Genomic DNA, 20,168 nt, shown 5'->3' with positions numbered 1-20,168 from the left:
CGCCGCGGCCCGGTCGCTCACTTCCAGAGCGTGGCGATCCCGAAGCTCGAGGCCATCAGGCCCATGCCGATGAGGATGTTCCAGTTGCCGAGCTTGTTCATGAACGGCACGTCGACGCCGGCGATGTAGTAGACGACCAGCCACGCGACACCAAGGAGGCCGACGGTGATGAACGTCGGCGGGACCCAACGGCGGGATCCGGGTGCGACCGTCTTCGACTTCTCGCGTCGGGTCGCGACCTCGTCCTTGTGGCGCTCGACCTTCTTCTTGGCCTCGGCCTGCTTGCGCGTCTTCGATTCGGGCAACGCTCCTCCTCCGGTTCGGCGTTAGCGTAGTCGGTGGGAGACCATAAGGCACACGCAGCGACGGAGGGAGGTACGCGTGGGTAGGCCAGAAGGCTCGCGGGGCGTACGCGGTCGCATCCTCACCACGCTGGCGTGCGTCGCCATCGGGCTGATGATCAGCGTGTCGGCGGTCAACGCGCGCGGCACCGACCTGCGGCCCGGCCGTAACACCGACCTCGTCGACCTCGTCCGCTCGCGATCGGCGGCCAACGCGGCGCTGTCGCGGCGCAGCGCCGAGCTGCGTGCCGAGATCGACCGGCTCGCCGGCGACTCGGTGGTCGACCCCGCGCTGAAGCAGGAGCTGGACCGCCGCACCATGGACGCGTCGATGGCCGCGGTGAAGGGGCCCGCGGTCACCGTCACGCTGTCGGACGCGCCCAGCTCGGTCACCGTCCCCGGCATCGACCAGGACCTCCTGGTCGTCCACCAGCAGGACATCCAGGCCATCGTCAACGTGCTGTGGGCCAGCGGCGCCGAGGCCATGACCATCCAGGGCCAGCGTGTCGTCTCAACCACGGGCATCAAGTGTGTCGGCAACACCGTCGTCCTCCACGGCACGCCGTACGCCCCGCCCTACGTCATCAGCGCCATCGGCGACCCCGCCCGCCTCGAGCAGGGACTCAACAGGTCAGAGTTCGTGCGGATCTACCGGCAGTACGTCGACACCTACCACCTGGGCTACAACCAGCGCACCGAGGCGGAGGTGACCCTGCCCGAGTACGTCGGCCCCGCCGGCCTCCAGCACGCCAGGCCGCTCGGCTGAGCCGCCGATGCCGGCGACCGGTTCAACGGCCGGCGACGGCGGCGAACGGGTCCGGCGGCAGCTCGGCCAGCCGGACAAGGGCCTCGGCCGACCCGCAGGCCACCAGCCAGTTGGCGAGCATCCGGTGACCACCCTGCGTCAGCACCGACTCCGGGTGGAACTGGACAGCCTCGACGGGTAGCTCGCGGTGGCGTACGGCCATGATCACGTCGGCCCCCGCCGTGGCCGAGACCTCCAGCGCCGCCGGCAGCTCCGTGATGGCCAGCGAGTGGTAGCGCGTCGCGGTGAACGGGTCCGGCAGCCCGGCGAGCACGCCGCGGCCGTCGTGGGCCACCGGTGAGGTCTTGCCATGCAGCAGCTCTGGCGCGCGGCCCACCACGCCCCCGTACGCGACGGCGATCGACTGCAGGCCGAGGCACACGCCGAAGATTGGTACGCGCCCGCCGAGCGTACGCACCAGCTCGACGCACACGCCGGCGTCCTCGGGCGTGCCGGGACCGGGGGACAGCAGCACCCCGTCGAACACCTCGGGCAGGGCGTCGAGCGGGCCGACGTCGTCGTTGCGGCGTACCTCGACCTCGGCGCCGAGCTGGGCGAGGTAGTGGACGAGGTTGAACACGAACGAGTCGTAGTTGTCCACGACAAGGATGCGCGTCATGGCCGGCTCATCGCGGGGTCTGCGTCGACGTCGACGTCGGCTGCTGGGACTGCGTGGGCTGCTGGGTCTGCGTGGGCGACGGGCTCGCCGACGGCGTGGGCGACGGGGTCGGCGACGGGGTCGGTGTCGACTTGAGCTTGCCGATGTAGACCACGATCCCGGAGTTGCGGGCCACAGACGTGCCGGCCGCGGGCTTGGTGTTGACCACCACGCCGACCTGCTGCGGGTCGGTCACCTCGGCGTCCTCGAAGGTGAGGTTGGTGAAGCCGAGCGACTTCGCCTCGCGCTCGACACCGGCGCGGTTCAGCCCGGCCCAGTTCGGGATGGTCGAACGCCCGGTGGCGTACGAGAGTGTCACCTTGCTGGAGGCCGCCACCGACTGGCCTTCGCCCGGGTCGACGGCAGTGACCTGGTCGGCCTTCGCGTTGTTCGGCTCGTTCTGGGCGGGCACGGCCTCGACGTTGGTGAAGCCGGCCTGCTGCAGCGCCGCGATGGCGGCGTCCTTGTCCTGGCCGACGATGCCGCCGGGGATCTGGAGCTTCTTGGGGCCGACGTTGACGGTGATCCTCACCTCGGAGCCGACCGGGACCTGCGTGCCACCTGCGGGATCCTGCTTGGTGACGGCGCCGACGGTCCCGTCGTCGGGGCCCTCCTCCTCGGACACGACCGACCTGAGCTGCGCATCACGCAGCGCGTTCTCGGCCGACACCCGGCTGTTGCCCTGCACGTGGGGCACGGCGACGGTGGCGGGCGCGACTGGCGCCTTCGGGTCGTTGTTCATGAACCAGTAGGTGAGGCCTCCGACGGCGAGCAGCGTGGCGAGGAGCAGCCCGACGACCCACGGCCACGCCTTGCGCCTGGGCTCCTCCTCGTCCTCCTCGTCGTCGTACTCGTCGACCGCGGCCGGCGTCGCCGGGACGACGGGACGGGTCTCGGTGGGCTCGCCAAACGATGCACCCGCGGCGGCGACGGGGACCGACGCGGTGATCTCCTGACCGGCCAGCAGGCGGGCGATGTCGTCGCGCATCTCGCGGGCGGTCTGGTAGCGGTCGGTCGGGTCCTTGGCCAGCGCCTTGAGGACGATGGCGTCGATCTCGGGCGTGATCATCGGGTCGAGCTGGCTCGGCGGCACCGGCATCTCGCGTACGTGCTGGTAGGCCACCGAGACCGGCGAGTCGCCGACGAACGGCGGACGACCGACGAGCAGCTCATAGAGCAGGCAGCCCGCCGAGTAGATGTCGGAACGGTTATCGACGGTCTCGCCGCGCGCCTGCTCGGGGGAGAGGTACTGGGCGGTGCCGATGACCGCGGCCGTCTGCGTCATCGACCCCGTGGTGTCGGCGATGGCGCGCGCGATGCCGAAGTCCATCACCTTGACGTGGCCCTGCGGGGTCAGCATGACGTTCGCCGGCTTGATGTCGCGGTGGATGATGCCGGCGCGGTGGGAATAGCTCAGCGCGTCCAAGACACCCTGCGACAACTCGAGCGCACGCTCGGGCAGGATCTTGCGGCCGTCACGCAGGACGTCACGAAGCGTGTGGCCCTCGACGAGCTCCATCACGATGTAGGGCACGCCGAGGCCGGTGCGCTCGTCGGTCTCCTCACCGGTGTCGTACACCGCGACGATGTTCGGGTGATTCAGGCCGGCGGCCGACTGGGCCTCACGGCGGAACCGCGCCTGGAACGTCGGGTCGCTCGCCAGATCGACCTTGAGCTCCTTGACCGCGACCTGACGGCCGAGCCGGGTGTCGTACGCGCGGTGGACGACCGCCATGCCGCCGCGGCCGATGACGGCGCCGACCTCGTAGCGGTGGCCGAGCAGGCGGCCGGTCTCGCCCGCCTCGTCGATCGGTGCGGTGGGCTCGTCGCCCCTGGTCTGCTCGTACGCCTCGGTGCGTGCGTCGTCGTCGGGCGCGGGCATGGCGCGCCGCGGACCCTGGCCCAGGTCTTCAGGCTCGTGGGTGCTCATGTCACTTCACCTTCCGGCGATTGTTCGAGTGGTCGTGGTGGTTCACAGCACTGCCTCCATGACCTTCTTGGCGATCGGGGCGGCCAGCCGCCCGCCCGCGATGTCGGAGCGTTCGATGTCGGCCTCCTCGATGAACACCGCCACGGCGACCGCCGGGCGGCCGGACGCGTCGTCGGCGAACGAGGTGAACCAGGCATACGGCGGCTTGGACAGGTCGCGCTGGGCCGTGCCCGTCTTGCCGCCGACGGTGCGCCCGCTGATCTGCGCGTTGGCGCCCGTGCCGTCGGTGACCACGTGGACCATCATCTCCTGCAGGGTCTTCGCGTTCGTCGACGACATCGGCCGGCTCTGCGTACGCGGCCGGTGGCTGTCGATGACCGACAGGTTGGCCGCGCGGACGGTCTGGACTATGTAGGGCTCCATCAGCTCCCCGTCGTTGGCGATCGCCGCGGCGACCATCGCCATCTGCAGGGGCGTGGCCGACACGTCGAACTGGCCGATGGCTGTCAGCGCGGTCTGGGGCTGGTTCGGGTCGTCGGGATAGACGCTGGCGACGGCGTTCAGGTCGCCGAGCGGACGCGAGCCGAAGCCGAACGCCTCGGCCTTCTTGCGCAGCGCGTCGTCGCCCAGCTCGATACCGAGGTTCGCGAACGCCGTGTTGCACGAGACCTTCAGCGCCTGGTCGAGGGTCACGTTGTCGCCGCCGCACGGCGAGTCGTTGCCGAGCGTCGTCGTGGTCTGGGGCAGCGTCAGCCGCTCCGGCGACGGGATCTGGGTGTCGGGCCCCCTGCCGGCCTCCAGCGCGGCCGCGGCGGTGACGAGCTTGAAGGTGGAGCCCGGTGGGTAGCGCTCGCGCGTCGCCCGGTTGATGAGCGGGCGGCCCGGGTCCTTCAGCAGCTTCTGGTAGGCCTCGTTCGACTTCGCCACGTCGTGGACGGCGACGTCGTTGGGGTCGTAGCTCGGCGTCGACACCATGGCGAGCACGGCGCCGGTGCGCGGGTCGAGCGCGACGACGGCACCCTTGCGGTTGCCGAGGGCGTCGTACGCGGCCTTTTGGGCCTTCGGGTTGATCGTCGTCTCGACCGAGGCGCCGCGCGGCTTCTCGCCGGTGGCCATGTCGATGATGCGGCGGATGAGCTGGGAGTCGTCCGACCCCGCCAGCACGCGGGTCTTCGACTGTTCCAGGCCGCTGGGTGCCGGGTGCTCGTAGGCGTAGAAGCCGGTCACCGGTGCGTACACCTGGGGCTGGGGGTAGGTGCGCTGGAACCGGAAGCGGTCCTTCGACTCGACCGTCTGGGCGATCTGGGTCTGACCGGCGAGAATGGGGCCGCGGTCCTGGGCGAAGTCGGCGTCGCGCTCGCGCTTGTTGCGCTGGTGCTCCTGCAGCGAGCTCTGGCGAACGATCATCGTGTAGGTCGCGTTGGCCAGCAGCATCGTGAACATGAGCATCGCGATGATCGCGACGCGGCGGATCGGGCGGTTCATGCGTGCCCCCCGACGATCTGGGTCGTCTCGGCGTCGGCCGACGAGATCGCCTGGCCACGCTCGGCGGCGACGGGTGCGACGGGCTTGCGGCCCTGGTGGGAGATCACCAGCATGAGCCCGGCGATCGCCCAGTTCGACACCAGCGACGAGCCGCCCTGCGACATGAACGGGGTCGTGAGACCCGTCAGCGGCAGCAGGCGGGTGACGCCGCCGATGATCGCGAAGACCTGCAGCGCGAACACGAACGACAGGCCGCACGCGAGCAGCTTGCCGAAGGGCTCCTTCGCGGCGAGTGCCGCGCGCAGGCCGCGCGCGACGATCAGGCCGTAGATCATGATGACGGCCATGAGGCCGGCGGTGCCGACCTCCTCGCCGATCGCGGCGGCGATGAAGTCACTCTTGGCAAACGTCGTCAGGCCGGGCCGGCCCAGGCCCCAGCCGGTGCCGAGCAGGCCGCCGTACGCGAACCCGAACTGGGCATTGATCACCTGCTGGTTCTGGTCGTAGTTGGAGAACGGGTCGAGCCAGGCGTTGACGCGTACCTGTACGTGGCGGAACAGGCGCCATCCGGCGAACGCGCCACCGGCGAACATCAGTGTGCCGAGGATCGCCCACGAGGGGCGCTCGGTCGCGACGTAGAGCATCATCACGAACAGGCCGAAGAACAGCAGCGACGTGCCGAGGTCCTTCTGGAACACCAGGACCGCCAGCGACGCAACCCACATCATGAGGATGGGCCCGAGGTCGCGCGGTCGCGGCAGGTCGATGCCGAGGAAGCGGGCGCCGGCCAGCGCCAGCACCTCACGTTTCTCGACCAGATAGCTCGCGAACGCGATGGCCAGCACGATCTTGGCCACCTCGGCGGGCTGGAACGAGTAGGGGCCGACCTTGATCCAGATGCGCGAGCCGTAGACCTCGTGGCCGATCACCGGCAGCAGCGGCATCAGCAGCAGGACCATGCCGAGCACGAACAGCGTGTAGGTAAAGCCCTGCAGCGGCCGGTGGTCGCGCACGACGACCACGACGACGGCGCACAGCGCGACACCGATGGCGGTCCACAGCAGCTGGGTCGTCGCGTCGTGCCGCGGGGTGTCCGGGATCTGGTCGATGCGGTGGATCATCGCCAGGCCGAGACCGTTGAGCAGCAGGACGCACGGCAGGATGAGCGGGTCGGCGTATGGGGTGCGCCAGCGGACCACCCCGTGGGCGGCCAGGCCGATGAACGCCCACAGGCCTGCGACCCACGGCCAGCTGGGGCGCAGGGCGCCGTACAGGTTGATCTCGACCAGGGCGTACGCGGCGAAGCCGAGGCCGAGGGCGAACAGGACCATCGCGAGCTCGACGTTGCGCCGCTTGCGATAGACGACGACGTGCTCGGCCATCAGCACCCCTCGGCCGGGTCCGGGGTCGGGCCGGGCGTCGGGGACGCCGACGGGTCGGGGTTCGGTGGCGTGGTCGGTGGGTTCTGGGCGGCCTGGCGGACGCGGATGCACTTGTCGGCGGCGTCCTTGAGGTCACGCGTCACCCGCTGGGCGTCCGCCATGTCGCGGGCCGGGATGGTGCGGCCGAGGCTCTCGCGCAGGTAGGGCGGCAGGTCCTCGAGGCGCGTCTGTTCGACGGCGACGACCTCACCGAGCGACCTGCCGAGCACCTTCTGGTCGATGCCCCGGTAGACGGCGACCTGGCCCTGCGAGGCGCCCACGTAGTACTGGGTGCGCGTCCACGCGAACGCGGCGTACAGGAGGCCGATGACGAGCGCCATGGCGAGGAAGAACACCAGCAGGCGGCGCCACAGCGTGCGGCGCGGGGCGAGCTGGGGGGCGTACCGCTCGCCCTCGTCGTCGCGGGAGGCCTCGGTGGCCTTCGGCTCGGGGGCGCCGGGCACCGGCGCGTCGTCGGTGGAGGCCGGTGACGTGCGCAGCGTCGACTCACGGCGCCCGACCTGCGGGATCTCGCGCTCGGCGGCGGCGCCGATGACGTGGACGTCGCTGTCGCCGGGCCCGTCGACGACGTCGGCGACCACGATGGTGATGTTGTCGATGCCGCCCTCGTGGTGGGCCTCCTCGACCAGGTCGCGCAGCACCTCGGTGCGGCCGTCGTGGCGGGCCATGATGTCGCGGATCAGGCCGTCCTCGACGAGCCCGCACAGGCCATCGGAGCAGAACAGCAGGCGGTCGCCGGCACGGACGTCGACCAGACCGGTGTCGGGATCGTTGGCGGCGTGGCCGTTGAGCACCTTCAGCAGCAGGCTGCGGTGGGGGTGGTAGGCCGCCTCCTCCTCGGTGATCTTGCCCTCGTCGACGAGCGACTGGACCCACGAGTGGTCGTGGGTCAGGCGCGTCAGCTCGCCGTCGCGCAGCAGGTAGGCGCGCGAGTCGCCGATGTGGATCAGGCCGAGCTGGTGGCCGTCGAACAGGGCGCCGGTGAAGGTGGTGCCCATGCCCTCGAGCATCGGGTCGTCGGCGACGAGGTCGGCGATCTTCTCGTTGGCCTGGTCGAGCGCGCCCGCGAGCAGCTCGAGCATGTCGTCGCCGTGGACGCGTTCCTCGCGGTCGGCGCGCCGCACCATCTGGATGGCCACGGCCGAGGCGAGGTCGCCCGCGGCGGCACCACCCATGCCGTCGGCGACGGCGAGCAGACCGGCGGATGCGTACCCGGAGTCCTGGTTGTTCTTGCGGACCAGGCCGATCTCGGAGTGGCTGTCGTAGGCCAGCCGGAGCTCGGGACCGCGCGGCTCGTCCGCGGCCACGGCGTCGTCGGTGTCGTGGGACGCGTCGTCGGGGTCGCGCGAGGTGGTGTCGTTGGCGGCGGTCTCGACGGTCTCGTCGACCGGGACGTCGGCGGGCCGCTCCTCGTCGAGGGCGTCGGTGTCTCGGTGATCGCTCACGTCACACCTCCAGCTTCATCTGTGTGCGTCCGATGCGGACGGTGTCGGCCAGCGTGACGGTCGTCGGGACCGTGATGCGCTGGTTGTTCACGTACGTGCCGTTGGTCGAGCCCAGGTCCTCGATGTACCAGCCGCCGGCGTTGTCGGACTGGAGCCGGGCGTGGCGGGTGGAGACGTAGTCGTCGTCGAGGATGATCTGGCAGTCGGCGCTGCGGCCGATCTGGACCACGCCGTCGGCGAGGTCGGCGCCGATGCCCGTCTGGTCACCCGAGACGATCATGAAGGTACGCGGGGCACCCTTCTTGATGCGGCGCTTCTTCCGCTTGCGCGAGTCGATGTCGCGCGGCAGCTCCGTCGACGGCACGCTGCGGCCGAACAGGTCGGTCTTGATGATGCCCGCGGCGGACATGATGAACAGCCAGAGCAGGGCGAGGAAGAGGACCTTGATGAGGGTGACGGCGATCGCTGACATCAGCGCCCCGAGGGCGCGTGGACAAGCATGCGCGTGTTGCCGATCTCGATCGTCGTGCCGGAGTGGAGCAGCGACTGGCGGACCTTGCGCCCGTCGACGGTGATGCCGTTGGTCGAGCCGAGGTCGACGATCTCGTAGGTGAGGTTCGCACCGCCCCCGGAGACGCGGATCTGGGCGTGCTTGCGGGAGATGCCGGGGTCGTTGACGCGCAGGTCGGCCTCGGAGCCGCGGCCGATCACGATTCCCGGCGGGGCGAGCGGGTGGCGCATGCCGTTGACCTCGAGCACCATCGCCGAGCGGTGGACCGCGGTGGCGGGCTCGTTGGACGAGACTCCGGCGACGGCCTCGGAGTCGACGGTGAACTTGCCGGTGGGCAACTCGTCGTTCAGCTCGAAGTGGAGCATGATCGGGCCATTGAACACGTAGCCCATGGACGACGCGTGCTGCCGCAGCTCGGGGATGATCTCGCCCGACAGCGTCTTGCCGTAAGGGGTGAGCCGGTCGTAGTCGTGCTGACTCAGCCCGATGACGAACTCGTTCGGGACGAGCTTGCGGTCGCGGCTCATCAGCTTCGCCTCGGAGTCGAGCTCCTTCTGGAGGCGGGCCGCGATCTCCACGGGCTGGACATCGCCTTTGAAGGCGCGCGCGAAGACGCCGTTGACAGCGCCCTCGAGGCCGCGTTCGAAGCGGTCGAGAAAGCCCATCGGTCGCCTCCCTCTGCGTCGTCGTCCACCGGCCCTGTGTCGTGCACGGTGCGCGGGCCGCCCGGCGGGGCAGGGCGGACCGCGCCCTACCTTATGCACACCGGTCCCGTGGTCGCGAGTCCTAGCCTCGACCTCGGGTCAAGACCGGCGTACAGATCCTAGTAGTCCGCGACAACCCCGGCGAGGCGCAGAAACCTGCTGGGACGTCCGTGCGGCGGGCGTACGCGGGAAGGCGTTTGGGCACTTCCCGCCTACCGTGCTAGTGTTTCCCGGCTGGTGAACGCGAGTTCATCGAGCGCGAGTGGCGGAACGGCAGACGCGCTGGCTTCAGGTGCCAGTGTCCTTAGGGACGTGGAGGTTCAAATCCTCTCTCGCGCACCATAACCCCCGTACTCGAACCCGCACGATCAAATAGGTCTGCCAGTTCGAATTCGGAGGATGGTGATCCGAGATCCCGACCAACTGGTCGGGATTTTGTGTTGTCCGGGTCCAGGTAGGCCCGCGCGGCTGCTTGGAACTCCTCATGCACCGCCACCGGCATCGTTGAGCCAACCCTGTCTTCATCGACATAGATCCGCTCGAACAACGCCAGGTTGAGGTTGCGCCGGGCATCATCGGGTGCCACGGCGTAGAGCCTGCCCGGAGCTTCGAGCAGCTGGCAGTACAGCCGCAGCACCTCCGCCCCGGTTTCCAGCTTGTTGCCGTTCTCGGCCAGCCCGCTCTCGGCCTTGGCGCGCTCGATGGCAATCTGTCGCAGACGGCTGCGTACCTTCTCGCGGGGCAGTGCGTCGTCTTCGGCCATGTCGAGGAGGCGTTCTTCGCGGATGGCCAGCTGTGCCAGTTGCTTGTGGTAGCCGGCGTGGAGTTCCCCGATGGATTGCTGCTGTTCGGCGATGGCTTGTTCGACCTTGTGCGTGATGGCGTCGAGGAAGCCTTCGGGAAAGCGCAGGGCTTCGTTATGCCGCACGATGGCGTCTTCCACCTGCGCCACCGGCAGATACGGCAGGTCGCAGAGCTTGTCCTGGCGGCCCCGGCACAGGAAGTATTCGTGGTGGTCGCCACGGCGTCCCCGAGCACTGACGTACAGCATCCGTGAGGTGCGCCCGGCGTTGCGGCAGCGGTCGCAGAACAGCAAGCCCTTCAGGTAGTGGTAGAGCACCCGGTCCCGCTGCCCCCGTTTGGAGCGCCGGTCGAGCACGTCCTGGACGCGCAGGAACAGATCCTCGTCGATGATCGGCTCATGCCGGCCCTGGTACTGCTCTCCCTTGTAGGTGACGATGCCGTAGTAGTAACTGTCGCGCATGAGCTGGTGCAGTTTCGACCGCGACACCGGTTGTTTAGGGCGGCTTCGGGTTGGTCGGGTGCTGAGGCCGAGGTCGGCCATGGTCTCGGCCAGCCGGTCGAGGGTGTAGTCACCGGTTGCAAACAGCTCGTACGCCTTCCGGATGAGCGGCGCCCGTTCGGGGTCGATGGTGATGGTGTTGACCTGCCGGCCGTCGTGGTCGATGCGCTGGTTGAGGTAGCCGAGTTTGGCTCGGCCGTTGGTGCCGCCCATCTCGACTTTGTGCAGCATCTTGACCTTGATGTCTTCACCAGACATCCGCACCTGGACTTCGTTGATGATGTCGGTGACGGCTTCCATGGCGTCGGCCATGATGCCGTCGCCGAAGTCTTCCTTGGCCGAGACTAGTTTGACGCCCATTGCTTCCAGCTTGCGTTTGGTGATAACCGCGTCGCCGAGGTTGCGGAAGGCGCGGGAGCGCAGGTAGATGAGGACATAGTCGACCTCGGGGTGCTCGGCGAGGTAGGCCAGCAGCCGTTTGAACACCGGCCGCTTCTCGATGGTCTGCGCCGAAGCACCGGGCTCGACGAACTCCTTCTGAATAGCAACGCCAAGGCGGGCGGCCTTGGCGTTGTTGGCTTCGCGTTGGGTAGCGATGGAGTTGCCCTCGTCATCGACGTCGGCGCCGGCGTTCATCTGCCGGGTTGTCGAGACGCGCAGGTATGAGACAGCCAGCTTCTCTGGTGCTGCCGAGCCGCTCATGCGACGCTCCGTCCGTAGTGCGGCCGGCGCGTGACGAATCGCTGCGGCTGCCAGCGTGGCGTCCAGATCGGCCGCTGGCACCGTGCCCGAGGTTTCAGCTCGTCGGGTTCGGGGTCGCGTTCGCGAGATAGCCCGGTCTGGTCGAGTCGCACCTGGATGGCAGCTTCGCTGACGCCGAAGTGCTCGGCCAGGATGGCTGGGTGTTGCAGGCGGTTGCCCCAGGCTTGTTTGAGGGCAGTTCGAGGGACGAGCGCGCACCCGGCGAAGTAGTCGGCGGCGCGTTCGGCCTGCTCCTCGCCAGACAGTCGCGAGGTGCCGGTGTAGAGCTGAGGGGTGCGGCCGTGGTCGATGATGTGCTTGTACTCGTGGAGCAGCGTGAAACGCTGCCGTGGCAGCGAGTCGTCCTCATTGAGGCAGATGATCCACTCACGACCGTTCCAATGACTCACTCCGCTGACCGGAAGTGGTTCGTAGACGATGCGCAGGCGCGGCATCCCGGCGAGATGCTCTGTCGTAATGCCGGTCACGGTGAAGCCTGCTGACCGCGCAGCTAGGAGCCGCACCAACGCCGCGGCTTGGTGTTCGGCGAGCTGCAGGGCTTCTGTGAAAGTGCAATCCCGGCTCGGGCTGAGTGAGCGCAGTTTCTGCAGGATGGATGAATTAGTGTGGCTCATGGCACGATCTCCTTTCGTATTACGTGTGCGGCGTGGAAGTTACTGTCACTTTCGGCGCTTACCGGCCCTTCGCTGAAGTAGCGGCTTGTTGTATTTTTCGGCCAGTCGGTGCAGTAGCTCGGTTAGTTCAGTTGTGGTGGCGTTGGTGTGGCTATTGCTGGTGCGTAGGTAGGCCCGGTAGCGGCTCCGTGTGGCGCGCTGAGCGGCTTCGTAGAGGGGAGTCGGGTCGATACCGTAGGTCGCGGCGAGCCGTTCCAGACGCTCGGGTGCGACGTTGGTACTACGGCCGTTCTCCATGCCTGAGAGCGCGCCGGTGCTGATCCCAGCTTCGGTCGCGGCCTGGCGGATGCTCAGCCCGCTGGCTGCCCGGGCTCGGTGCAGCTGGTCGCCGAGCGAGGGGCGCGCGCGGACGCGCGAGGGAATGCCGCCCAGTCCAGTCGCTTGGCGGAGGTGAGGATTACCTATTATTCCAACTTTGTATTCCATGTTCTTATTTTACGCTCCTTTCCGGGTAAATGATTCGTGTTTGGCTAATTTCACAACGCGTATGACCGGCATGTATCTGGAAGCTTGCTGCTGTGCTTTTCACAGCCACCATCCGTCACGGCGTTTCGGGTTGGTGGGTGTGTTGCCGGGTGGAGTCAGGGAGCGCTAAGCGCTCGACCTGGCTCCACCCGGGGTGTCACGTGTCGTTGCCGCCGCGGCGGGGCCGTTTCGGGGAGCCACCGGCGGGTGGGGTGCCGTCGCCGAAGAGGTCAGCGATGGCACCTTGCTGCGCCTGGGCTTCCCGCTGGATTTCCTGGCGCAGGGCGTCGGCCTTGGCCTGGATCTCGGGGCTGACCGCGAGGGTGTGCACGTGCGTTTCGACAGCTTGCCGGATGGGCGTCGGTGACCGACACCTCGGCGAGCTTGGCCACGATGACGAGCCGGGCGTGCAGGTCGTCATCGAGCCGGATAGCGAGCGTCTTCATGACAGCTCCTTCCTGTGGTGTGCCGGGGACGGTGGTTCCCCGGGATGGCGCAGCCGTCGATCCCGGATGGATCGATAGGGCGGCTGCGGGTACCCGGGGAACACCCGTGCCCTCTCGTGCTTGGGTTAGGTGCCGAGGAAGACCCAGACAGCGCCATCGTCGGCGGGCAGCAAGTGGATGTAGCCGTCGGCTTCGGCGTCGTGGGCGAAGGCGGTGTAGTCGATCCGCAGGTAGGGCTGCAGGCTCTGGCTGAGCTCGTCGAGACCGGCGGTGACCCCAAGTTCGTCGAGGGTCTGCTCCGCCCACTCGCTGATCGAGCCGTAGTGCCCGACGTAGTGGGTATCGAAGGCGGCCAGCAGCTCATGGTCAAGGGAGCCGTTACCGCTGGCGTCAACGACGATGCCGACCCAGGCGGCGAAAACCGGCCCGTGGGCGGCGATCCCCTTCCCGACGGCCGCCACATCTTCCAGTGGTGGGTATTCGCCGAGGTCGAGGGCGCCGAAGTGTTCGTAGTCGTAGATGGCCCACTCCTCAGCACCCGGTTCGGCACTGGTGGCGAGAAGGGCGTGGGCGGCCTGTTCGAGGTCGGCGGGATCCTGGTCGGCGCGGACCCAGGCTCCGTGCAGGTTCCCGGCGGTGTAGTCGGCCAGCGAGGCGATCCACACCCGCGGCTGGCGGGTGACGTCGGGGTCGTGCTCGAACCCGACCGGCTCGCCCTGCTCGGGCGTCTGCGGCTTCATATTGTGTTCGTGCGTCATGGTGCTATTCCTCCTTTCGTTTGTCTGGTGCGGTGTCGGGTTGGCGGGCGGCGGCCAGTCGCTGGCTGGCCAAGGTGATGAACTCGGGGTTGAGTTCGATGCCGACCCAGTCCCGGTTGTGGCGTTCGGCGACCAGCGCCGTCGTGCCGGCGCCGAGGAACGGGTCGAGCACCAGCCCGGGCTCGCTGCGGGGTTGGCCATCGGCTGAGGGTGGGCAGGAGCAGGTCGGGCGCAGTGGGCCGCGGCTGGCCTGGCTGCCGTGGCGGCGCAGCGTCCGCTGGTACGGGCGTCGGCACACGGCGCAGCGACGTTCGGGACAGCCAGCCAGCAGCATGCGCTCGACCAACGCCTCGGGATACGTGGCGAAGTGTGCCCCGCGGTAGCGGGCGGTCGCGATCGGCCAGACGTCGCCGGGGTTCTTCCCGAGAGGATGCGCGGCCTGTCCGCGGCGTTTCATGGCCAGCAGGCCGGTGTCGCTGTCGGTGTTCGGGCCGCGCCAGCGCCGTGGCACCCCGCCCGGCCTGCCCGGACGTCGGGGTGTGCGCGGCGGTCGGCTCGGACTGCTGGCTGGGGTGCGGATGGCGTCGAGGGCGAAGTAGTAGCGCGGCGAACGGGTCAGCAGGTAGACCACCTCATAGGTGGTGCTGAGCCGGTCGGTGACGCTCGAGGGGATCGGGTTGGTCTTGGCCCAAATGATCTTGTTGCGCAGAATCCAGCCCTGGTCGGCCAGCCGCAGCACCAGCCGCTCGGGGCCGAGCAGCAGGCTTTTAGACGGGGCGCCTTGGCGGGGGTGGGTGCTGTAACTATCGCCGAGGTTGAGCCACAGGCTGCCGGTCGGCACCAGCGCCCGCGCCAGCTCGGCCAGGACCGGCTGCAACCGGTCTACCCAGGCCTCGACGTGGTCTTCCAGACCGACCTGCCCGGCGACTTGGTAGTCCCGCAACCGGAAGTACGGCGGGCTGGTGATCACACAATCCACGCTGGCCATCTCCAGCCCGGTCAGCCGCAGCGCGGCGTCCCCAAGCAGGATCTGCCGCCGCGGCGTCCCCGATGGCCCCGATGTCGCCGACCGGTTCGCGGCGCTCATGAACCCGCTCCCGGTGTGCCATTCCAGAGCAGGCTGGGCAGCTGGTCGGGCTGGCAGATCGCGAACAGTCGGGCCTCGAGCCGGCCAGCGTGGGCGAGCCGCTGCTTCAAGGCGGTGGCACGCTCGGCGGCGCGGGGCCCGTGCAGGAGCCACAGCACCTGAGGGAAGCTGCCGTGGGCGGTCTGTTCGGTACCGGATTGGTAGTAGGCCTGGTAGGCGCGGCACTTGGTGAGCAAGGTGGGCATCGACTCGGTACCGAGGTCGACCTCGATGAACCAGCGATCCTCAAACCGGCCCTGCTGGTCGGTGCCGCAGATGGTGGCGGCCAGGTCGGGACGCACCAGCCGGGTCTCCCCGCCCGGACCGAGATAGCGGCGCCAGCTCAGCGGCTCGGTCTGCACGGCGACTTCAAGGCCGTGGCGGTGTCCCTCGCGCAGCATCAGGTGGGCGTCGGCGACGGCCAGGGTGTGGTGCAGGAACCGGGGCGAGGGCTCGTAGGTGCGCCAGCTCTTCCCGGTCTCGGGCTGGATCAGCCGGGCACCGGCTGGTGCCAGCTGCCAGATCGTGGCCGCCGACCCCGCCCGCACACCGCCGATCCGCCGCGCCAGCGGCCGGATGAGCTGGTCACGGGCCAGCCGGGCCAGCACCCGCCGGGCCGCCCGAGCGGCCGCCGTCTCGGTGGCGTGGCCGGTGAAAACGAAGCGTTCCAGCTGCCGGGTCGTCAGGAAGCGGTGCTCCCACAACCGTGCCAGCACCAGCCGATCCCGTCCCGACATTTCCTCGTCCAGATCGGCACGTCGACGAGAGCCGACACGAGAGGCAGGACGAGATGAGGAGGGAGCTGGCGAGGCAGCGGCAGCGGGCGCCGGGGACGACGGAACCGGAGTATTCGTCCCCCGTGTCGGCGCCGATCCGCCCCCGGTTACCGGAGATACCGCTCCCGACGTGGAGCCGAGTGGACGGGCGGCCGGACACACAGCCTCCGGGGTGACCACCCCGTTAGAACTCTCCTGGCTGCCTGGATTACTGGTCATGCGCTGCCCTCCCGGGGTGTGTGGTCGGTGGGGCGGCTGCGCCCGATGGGCACCTCACCCGCATCGTTCGAGCCGGGGTGGCCGGCCAGGTTGAGCAGGTCGGCTTCGACCGCGTCGAGGGCTTGTCCCCAGCGGGCGCGGGAGCTGGCCAGGACGTCAGCCACGGGCCAGCGGGGTGGGTCGAGTGGCCGGGTCAGCATGCTGAGCGGTGGTTGCAGGCCAGCGTCGGCCAGCACCGTGGCGTAGGCGTGGAAGGCGGGCAGGCTGCGGTAGTCCTCGGCCTCGAGGCGGCCACCGGAGAACTCGGCAATGACCCGAGCGTCGTCACGGGACAGACTGAACGCCACCCGTGAGCGGGCGTTGGCCAGCACCCCGTCGCGCAACCCGCGGGGGAGCTGGCCCAAGTGCTGATGGGCCAGGGTGAACCCGACCCCGAGCCCGCGAGCCTGGGCGAGCGCGTCACCGAGGTCGCCGGGCAGGCGCAGGTAGTCCTGGATCTCATCGATATGCACCCACACCGGTGCCCGCTGCCCGGCCGGGGTGCCGATCCGCGCCAGGGCGGCCTGCCATACCAGCCCCACCACCACCGAGCCGAGCAGCCGGGCGGCTTCCTCACCGAGCCGGCCTTTGGCCAGGTTGACCAGTACCGCCCGCGGCGCCGCGTCCTCATCGCTGTCAGTGGTCGGGTTGAACAGGGTGTGCAGATCGAACTTGGGCGTGCGCTGGCCGAACACCGCCCGCAGCTGCGGGCGCAGCAGTACCGGGCGCAGCTTGTTCAGCAGCGGCGCGATCGCCTGTGAGCGTTCGCCGTCGGACAGCGCTTCGTACCAGGCCCAGAAGCCACCCAGGCCGAGCGGGTCGGCTTTCGCAACCCTGCTGGTCACCGAGCGGCGGAAGCCGGGGTTGGTCAGCAGCAGCGGCACCATCACGAGGGAGGCGTCGCCGCGGCGGGCCAGGGTGAGCAGGCAGGCGTGCAGAATGTCTTGGGTTCGAGGGCCCCACGAGTCGGCGTAGAGGGAACGGAACATCCCCAGCAGCACCTCGGCTGCCAGCTCTGGTTCCCGGCTGCCGGCCAGCGGGTTGATCCCCACCGGGACCGGGTCGGCGGCGTCGATGATGACCACCCGGTCGCGCTGCGCCTCAGGCACCCGGCGGGCGATGTCGGTCACCAGATCACCTTTCGGGTCGATCACCACCACCCGGTCACCGGCGGCGATGTCGGCCAGGACCAGGTTGGCCATCACCGTGGACTTACCGGTGCCGGTCGGCCCGAGCAGATGCAGGTGCCGCAGCCCGTCCTCGCGGCTCAGAGCGACCGGTCGGGTGGGGTCGGTTTCGGCCACCCCGAGCGGGCGGCCGCGGCTGGGGATTGCCAGGCTGGGCGGCAACGTCACCGGATGTGGGGCGGCCACCCCCGGCAGCCCGTCTTCCAGTGGCCAGGCCATGAGCGCGGGCAGTTCAGAGGTGCGGAGCCGGGTCGGGAACAACCAGGCCGTTGTGGCTTCGGCGACCGCCCGGGGTGACGACACCCAGGTCTCCAGCCGCAACCGTGGCCGGTTCAGCCCGGTCAGGGCGCGGCTCAGCTGGCGCACCAGCAGGTCGGCCCGGGTCGGAGTGCCGGCCGAGGCGGCCAGTCGGATGGTGGTCTGAAACCCCGGTTCGCGCAGCGTCTGCACCACCTCCCGCGTCGGTGCCGGGGCATGGCCACGGTCACCGTCGGCCGATGGTGGGGTGCGCGGTCCCAGGCGGGCGCCGCAGACCAGCTGCAGCCGGACGTATTCTCCGGTGCTGGTGCTGGCCAAGACGGCCAGCAGGCTGCGCGTCACCGCGAGCGTGGCCTCGACCGCCAGCGGCTGCCACCCGCCCCGGCCATGGACCTGCACCCGCGCTGCCGCTGCTGGCAACTGAGTGGCGACCACATCCTCGGCCAGAAACCCGGCCGGATGCGCCACCAGTGGCTCGGTCAGGTTGCTGATGGCCTGCTCGCTGGGGTCGGTCAGTCGGACGCCGGGCAGATGCGCCAGCGCCAACGCCTGGACGGCCTTGACAGCCGCGGCGCGGGTGCCGATCCGCCAGTGCACCCGTCCGGCGTGCCCGATGGCCTCGAAGACCACCAGCGGATGCCCGGCCATCGTGGCCAGCGCGGTCAGAAAGCTGCGCACCCGGGCCTCGTCCACTGGTACCGGCAGCACCAGCTGCCGCCACACCAAGCCACTGGCTGAAGCGGCCGGGCTGGAGGTTGTCGCGGTGCGGCTCACGACCGATCCTCCGTCGGTGTCCGCGTTGCTGGCTCGGCCGAACTGGCAGCTTCGGCCTCGGCTTCGGCCTGCGCCAGGGCCAAGGCGATGACAGTGCGGGCAATCCGGCGGGTATCCGGCTCGGCGCGCAGCTCACTGCGCACACTCAGCCGCAGCCCGGGACGGGCGCGACCGCGGCGCACCGCCCGGGACTGCCCCGGCCGACCACCCGGCCGCCGCGCAGGTGCCGGCTTCTTGGGGTTGTTCTGGTTACTTTTGGGCATGGCGAATACGCCTCCTTCCTCCACCAAAAGGAGTGGACTTAACGTTGATGAGGGAACTGGGTGCTCAACCCGCCCGGAGCCCCCATGCTGCTGCGCTGCCGCGGGGATCCAGGCGAGGAACTGGCGCTGAGTATGTGCCGCGTCCGCTGAACGGTCAACGGCTTCGCACGATTCCACAACACCGACCGGACAACCCCGGCCACAGACCGAACCGTGGCACGATCTGCCGCGGGAGGAGCTGAGCCGGGCAACGAGCCACGGACTGCCGGATGCGCTCTGCGCTCGGGGACTTACCGTCACTCGCCGCCCGGCTCAACTGGCTGGGCCGTCACCGGCCGAGGAGTTAGAAGCGGCGGGCGTGCAGCACCAGCCAGCCGACCAGCACCACCGCCCCGACCACCGCCAACCCGATACACAGTGGCAGCCAGATCGAGCGGATCACCGCCACCGCGCCGTAGAGCGCCATCGCCCCCAGCAAGGCGGCGAAACACCAGCCCACCAGCCGATCCAGCCAGCTACCCGACGAGTCAGCCACGACCCTCACCCCCCGCTCGTCGGCGGGAACGGCGGCGCCCCGGCACCGTTGGAGAGGTGCTGCCGGGCGACCTCGGTCATCTGCTGCACCGTGGCCTGCGACACCTGCTGGATCCGTGCCTCGGTCAGCACCTGCCGCACCCGCGCCCCACACCGCCTTCCCGACCCGGGGCAGCCTCTCAGTCAAGTTACACCGCTGTAAGATTAGCTCCCCCACCTGTAGTATGGCGGACCGCCGTTCGCCAAGCAAGCACTCCCAGTAGTAGGTGTCGGCGTGTCGTACCGCTACATCTAGTATCCGCCACGCGCGTCGCCCGGGCCGTGAAGACACGCCGGAGTGCGCCTCCGTCTCCAGGCAGTAGGGCGGGCGGCGACACGGCCCCTGGGCGACTCCCGACCGACTGCGGCCGGTGATCGATGCCGTGGTCAATGCGTGCCGAACCGTGTTGGGGCTGCTGCCCGACTTGCGTGCCGACTACTGCCAGCGGCCGGCCCTTCTGGTATGGCGCGATAGTCGCTCCTCGGTTGGCGCAGCAGTACATGGTCGTCGGCGATGCGCGTCCACAGGCACTGCATGGCGGTGCCCACCACTGGTATTCACGCTGAATTCAAGGACGCATTGTGCCAGCGGGAGTCCTCCTTGAGAGTTGCGCCGTTAGTCTTGCGCATGACACAGCGGGGGCAGCGAGGATTGCGGTGTCGGACTGAGCTTCAAGTAATGGAAGCCCCGCTCACGCTCCGTGGATATAAGAGTCGACTTTCCGGATCATCTAATCGCTCGTTCTACCTGGGGGAAGGTGGCACTTCTGGCCGAGTCGGAAGAGTGGAAGCTGACTGGATCACAATCAAGACGAGCTACCTCACCCTGGCTATCCCCATGTGGATCATCGGCTGCAATGAGCGCGACGCAATCTTCGCCTGGGTGGCGCTCGCATCCCTGGAAGGAGGTGGTTGTGGCCATGAGCAGGCTAGCCATAATCCCATCGCAAGCTTGAGGTTGTTCCGACCCCAGGTCGAGACCCCTCGGGCGACCCGGGGTGTTACATCACTGACGTCCATGACCTGAGTATCGAGTCATCGGAGGGTGCACCGGTGGCTGGCATGCCGCCTTTCACTGGCGCGACGAGATCGTTACTCCGGTTCAGGTGACGCTCAACTAGGCGTATGCGAGGGCGGTGTCGGGGCTGAGGATATGTGGCTCTTCACAGATGACGGTGTAGTTCGGTTCTGAATCCTCCGGTGTCCAGTAGGGCGCGGATGACG

The 20,168-nt window shown here is 68.9% G+C and carries 19 protein-coding genes and 1 tRNA gene; 2 read left to right on the top strand and 18 right to left on the bottom strand.

The window, feature by feature from the left end:
• Window positions 1-17 precede the first annotated feature (17 nt).
• Window positions 18-305, bottom strand: coding sequence for a cell division protein CrgA (locus tag ACYVGD_RS04420; protein ID WP_460741777.1), 288 nt, complete (start codon window positions 303-305; stop codon window positions 18-20).
• A 76-nt stretch (window positions 306-381) separates the two neighbouring features.
• Between ACYVGD_RS04420 and ACYVGD_RS04415 the strand changes: the two genes are divergently transcribed.
• Window positions 382-1,107 carry a DUF881 domain-containing protein gene (locus tag ACYVGD_RS04415; RefSeq protein WP_460741776.1) on the top strand — a complete coding sequence of 242 codons (726 nt, stop codon included), beginning with the start codon at window positions 382-384 and terminating at the stop codon, window positions 1,105-1,107.
• 22 nt (window positions 1,108-1,129) lie between these two features.
• On the opposite strand, the gene ACYVGD_RS04410 is transcribed toward ACYVGD_RS04415, so the two are convergent.
• From ACYVGD_RS04410 to ACYVGD_RS04380, 7 genes are all read right to left on the bottom strand, one after another.
• Window positions 1,130-1,765, bottom strand: a complete 636-nt coding sequence (locus ACYVGD_RS04410) for an aminodeoxychorismate/anthranilate synthase component II (protein WP_460741775.1) — start codon at window positions 1,763-1,765, stop codon at window positions 1,130-1,132.
• 7 nt (window positions 1,766-1,772) lie between these two features.
• Window positions 1,773-3,539, bottom strand: coding sequence for a Stk1 family PASTA domain-containing Ser/Thr kinase (pknB, locus tag ACYVGD_RS04405; protein WP_460741824.1), 1,767 nt, complete (start codon window positions 3,537-3,539; stop codon window positions 1,773-1,775).
• A 237-nt stretch (window positions 3,540-3,776) separates the two neighbouring features.
• Complete coding sequence (locus ACYVGD_RS04400; protein WP_460741774.1) at window positions 3,777-5,219, bottom strand: peptidoglycan D,D-transpeptidase FtsI family protein; 1,443 nt, start codon at window positions 5,217-5,219, stop codon at window positions 3,777-3,779.
• A complete protein-coding gene (locus ACYVGD_RS04395; RefSeq protein WP_460741773.1) occupies window positions 5,216-6,601 on the bottom strand; it encodes an FtsW/RodA/SpoVE family cell cycle protein in 1,386 nt (461 codons plus the stop codon). Before ACYVGD_RS04395 ends, ACYVGD_RS04400 begins: the two co-directional genes overlap by 4 nt.
• Window positions 6,601-8,106: a PP2C family protein-serine/threonine phosphatase gene (locus ACYVGD_RS04390; RefSeq protein WP_460741772.1), complete on the bottom strand. Its 1,506-nt coding sequence runs from the start codon at window positions 8,104-8,106 to the stop codon at window positions 6,601-6,603. Before ACYVGD_RS04390 ends, ACYVGD_RS04395 begins: the two co-directional genes overlap by 1 nt.
• Before the next feature lies 1 nt (window position 8,107).
• Complete coding sequence (locus ACYVGD_RS04385) at window positions 8,108-8,578, bottom strand: FHA domain-containing protein FhaB/FipA (RefSeq protein ID WP_460741771.1); 471 nt, start codon at window positions 8,576-8,578, stop codon at window positions 8,108-8,110.
• The gene (locus ACYVGD_RS04380) at window positions 8,578-9,282 is read right to left on the bottom strand and encodes an FhaA domain-containing protein (protein WP_460741770.1); all 705 of its coding nucleotides are present in this window, start codon (window positions 9,280-9,282) and stop codon (window positions 8,578-8,580) included. Before ACYVGD_RS04380 ends, ACYVGD_RS04385 begins: the two co-directional genes overlap by 1 nt.
• Before the next feature lie 295 nt (window positions 9,283-9,577).
• On the opposite strand from ACYVGD_RS04380, the gene ACYVGD_RS04375 reads away from it, so the two are divergent.
• Window positions 9,578-9,663 (top strand) — tRNA-Leu (locus ACYVGD_RS04375).
• Here ACYVGD_RS04375 and ACYVGD_RS04370 read toward each other — a convergent pair.
• The 10 genes from ACYVGD_RS04370 to ACYVGD_RS04325 form a co-directional block, all read right to left on the bottom strand.
• Entirely contained in the window at window positions 9,626-11,326 is a 1,701-nt protein-coding gene (locus ACYVGD_RS04370) for a recombinase family protein (RefSeq protein ID WP_460741769.1), read from the bottom strand. The genes ACYVGD_RS04375 and ACYVGD_RS04370 overlap by 38 nt on opposite strands.
• The gene (locus tag ACYVGD_RS04365; RefSeq protein WP_460741768.1) at window positions 11,323-12,000 is read right to left on the bottom strand and encodes an ImmA/IrrE family metallo-endopeptidase; all 678 of its coding nucleotides are present in this window, start codon (window positions 11,998-12,000) and stop codon (window positions 11,323-11,325) included. Before ACYVGD_RS04365 ends, ACYVGD_RS04370 begins: the two co-directional genes overlap by 4 nt.
• Window positions 12,001-12,045: 45 nt before the next feature.
• Window positions 12,046-12,486 carry a helix-turn-helix domain-containing protein gene (locus ACYVGD_RS04360; protein ID WP_460741767.1) on the bottom strand — a complete coding sequence of 147 codons (441 nt, stop codon included), beginning with the start codon at window positions 12,484-12,486 and terminating at the stop codon, window positions 12,046-12,048.
• A 196-nt stretch (window positions 12,487-12,682) separates the two neighbouring features.
• Window positions 12,683-12,856 carry a hypothetical protein gene (locus tag ACYVGD_RS04355; RefSeq protein WP_460741766.1) on the bottom strand — a complete coding sequence of 58 codons (174 nt, stop codon included), beginning with the start codon at window positions 12,854-12,856 and terminating at the stop codon, window positions 12,683-12,685.
• Between the two features lie 240 nt (window positions 12,857-13,096).
• On the bottom strand, window positions 13,097-13,729 hold the full coding sequence (locus tag ACYVGD_RS04350; protein ID WP_460741765.1) for an antirestriction protein ArdA: 633 nt from the start codon (window positions 13,727-13,729) through the stop codon (window positions 13,097-13,099).
• A 4-nt stretch (window positions 13,730-13,733) separates the two neighbouring features.
• A complete protein-coding gene (locus ACYVGD_RS04345) occupies window positions 13,734-14,816 on the bottom strand; it encodes a DNA-methyltransferase (protein WP_460741764.1) in 1,083 nt (360 codons plus the stop codon).
• Window positions 14,813-15,592, bottom strand: coding sequence for a replication-relaxation family protein (locus tag ACYVGD_RS04340; protein ID WP_460741763.1), 780 nt, complete (start codon window positions 15,590-15,592; stop codon window positions 14,813-14,815). The genes ACYVGD_RS04345 and ACYVGD_RS04340 overlap by 4 nt, the downstream gene beginning before the upstream one ends.
• 254 nt (window positions 15,593-15,846) lie before the next feature.
• Window positions 15,847-18,108 carry a type IV secretory system conjugative DNA transfer family protein gene (locus ACYVGD_RS04335; protein WP_460741762.1) on the bottom strand — a complete coding sequence of 754 codons (2,262 nt, stop codon included), beginning with the start codon at window positions 18,106-18,108 and terminating at the stop codon, window positions 15,847-15,849.
• Between the two features lie 606 nt (window positions 18,109-18,714).
• Complete coding sequence (locus tag ACYVGD_RS04330; RefSeq protein WP_460741761.1) at window positions 18,715-18,906, bottom strand: hypothetical protein; 192 nt, start codon at window positions 18,904-18,906, stop codon at window positions 18,715-18,717.
• A 5-nt stretch (window positions 18,907-18,911) separates the two neighbouring features.
• Window positions 18,912-19,046: a hypothetical protein gene (locus ACYVGD_RS04325; RefSeq protein ID WP_460741760.1), complete on the bottom strand. Its 135-nt coding sequence runs from the start codon at window positions 19,044-19,046 to the stop codon at window positions 18,912-18,914.
• Between the last annotated feature and the right edge of the window lie 1,122 nt (window positions 19,047-20,168).

It is taken from the genome of Mariniluteicoccus endophyticus, assembly GCF_054780035.1.
This window is presented reverse-complemented; position numbering and strand designations above follow the sequence as displayed.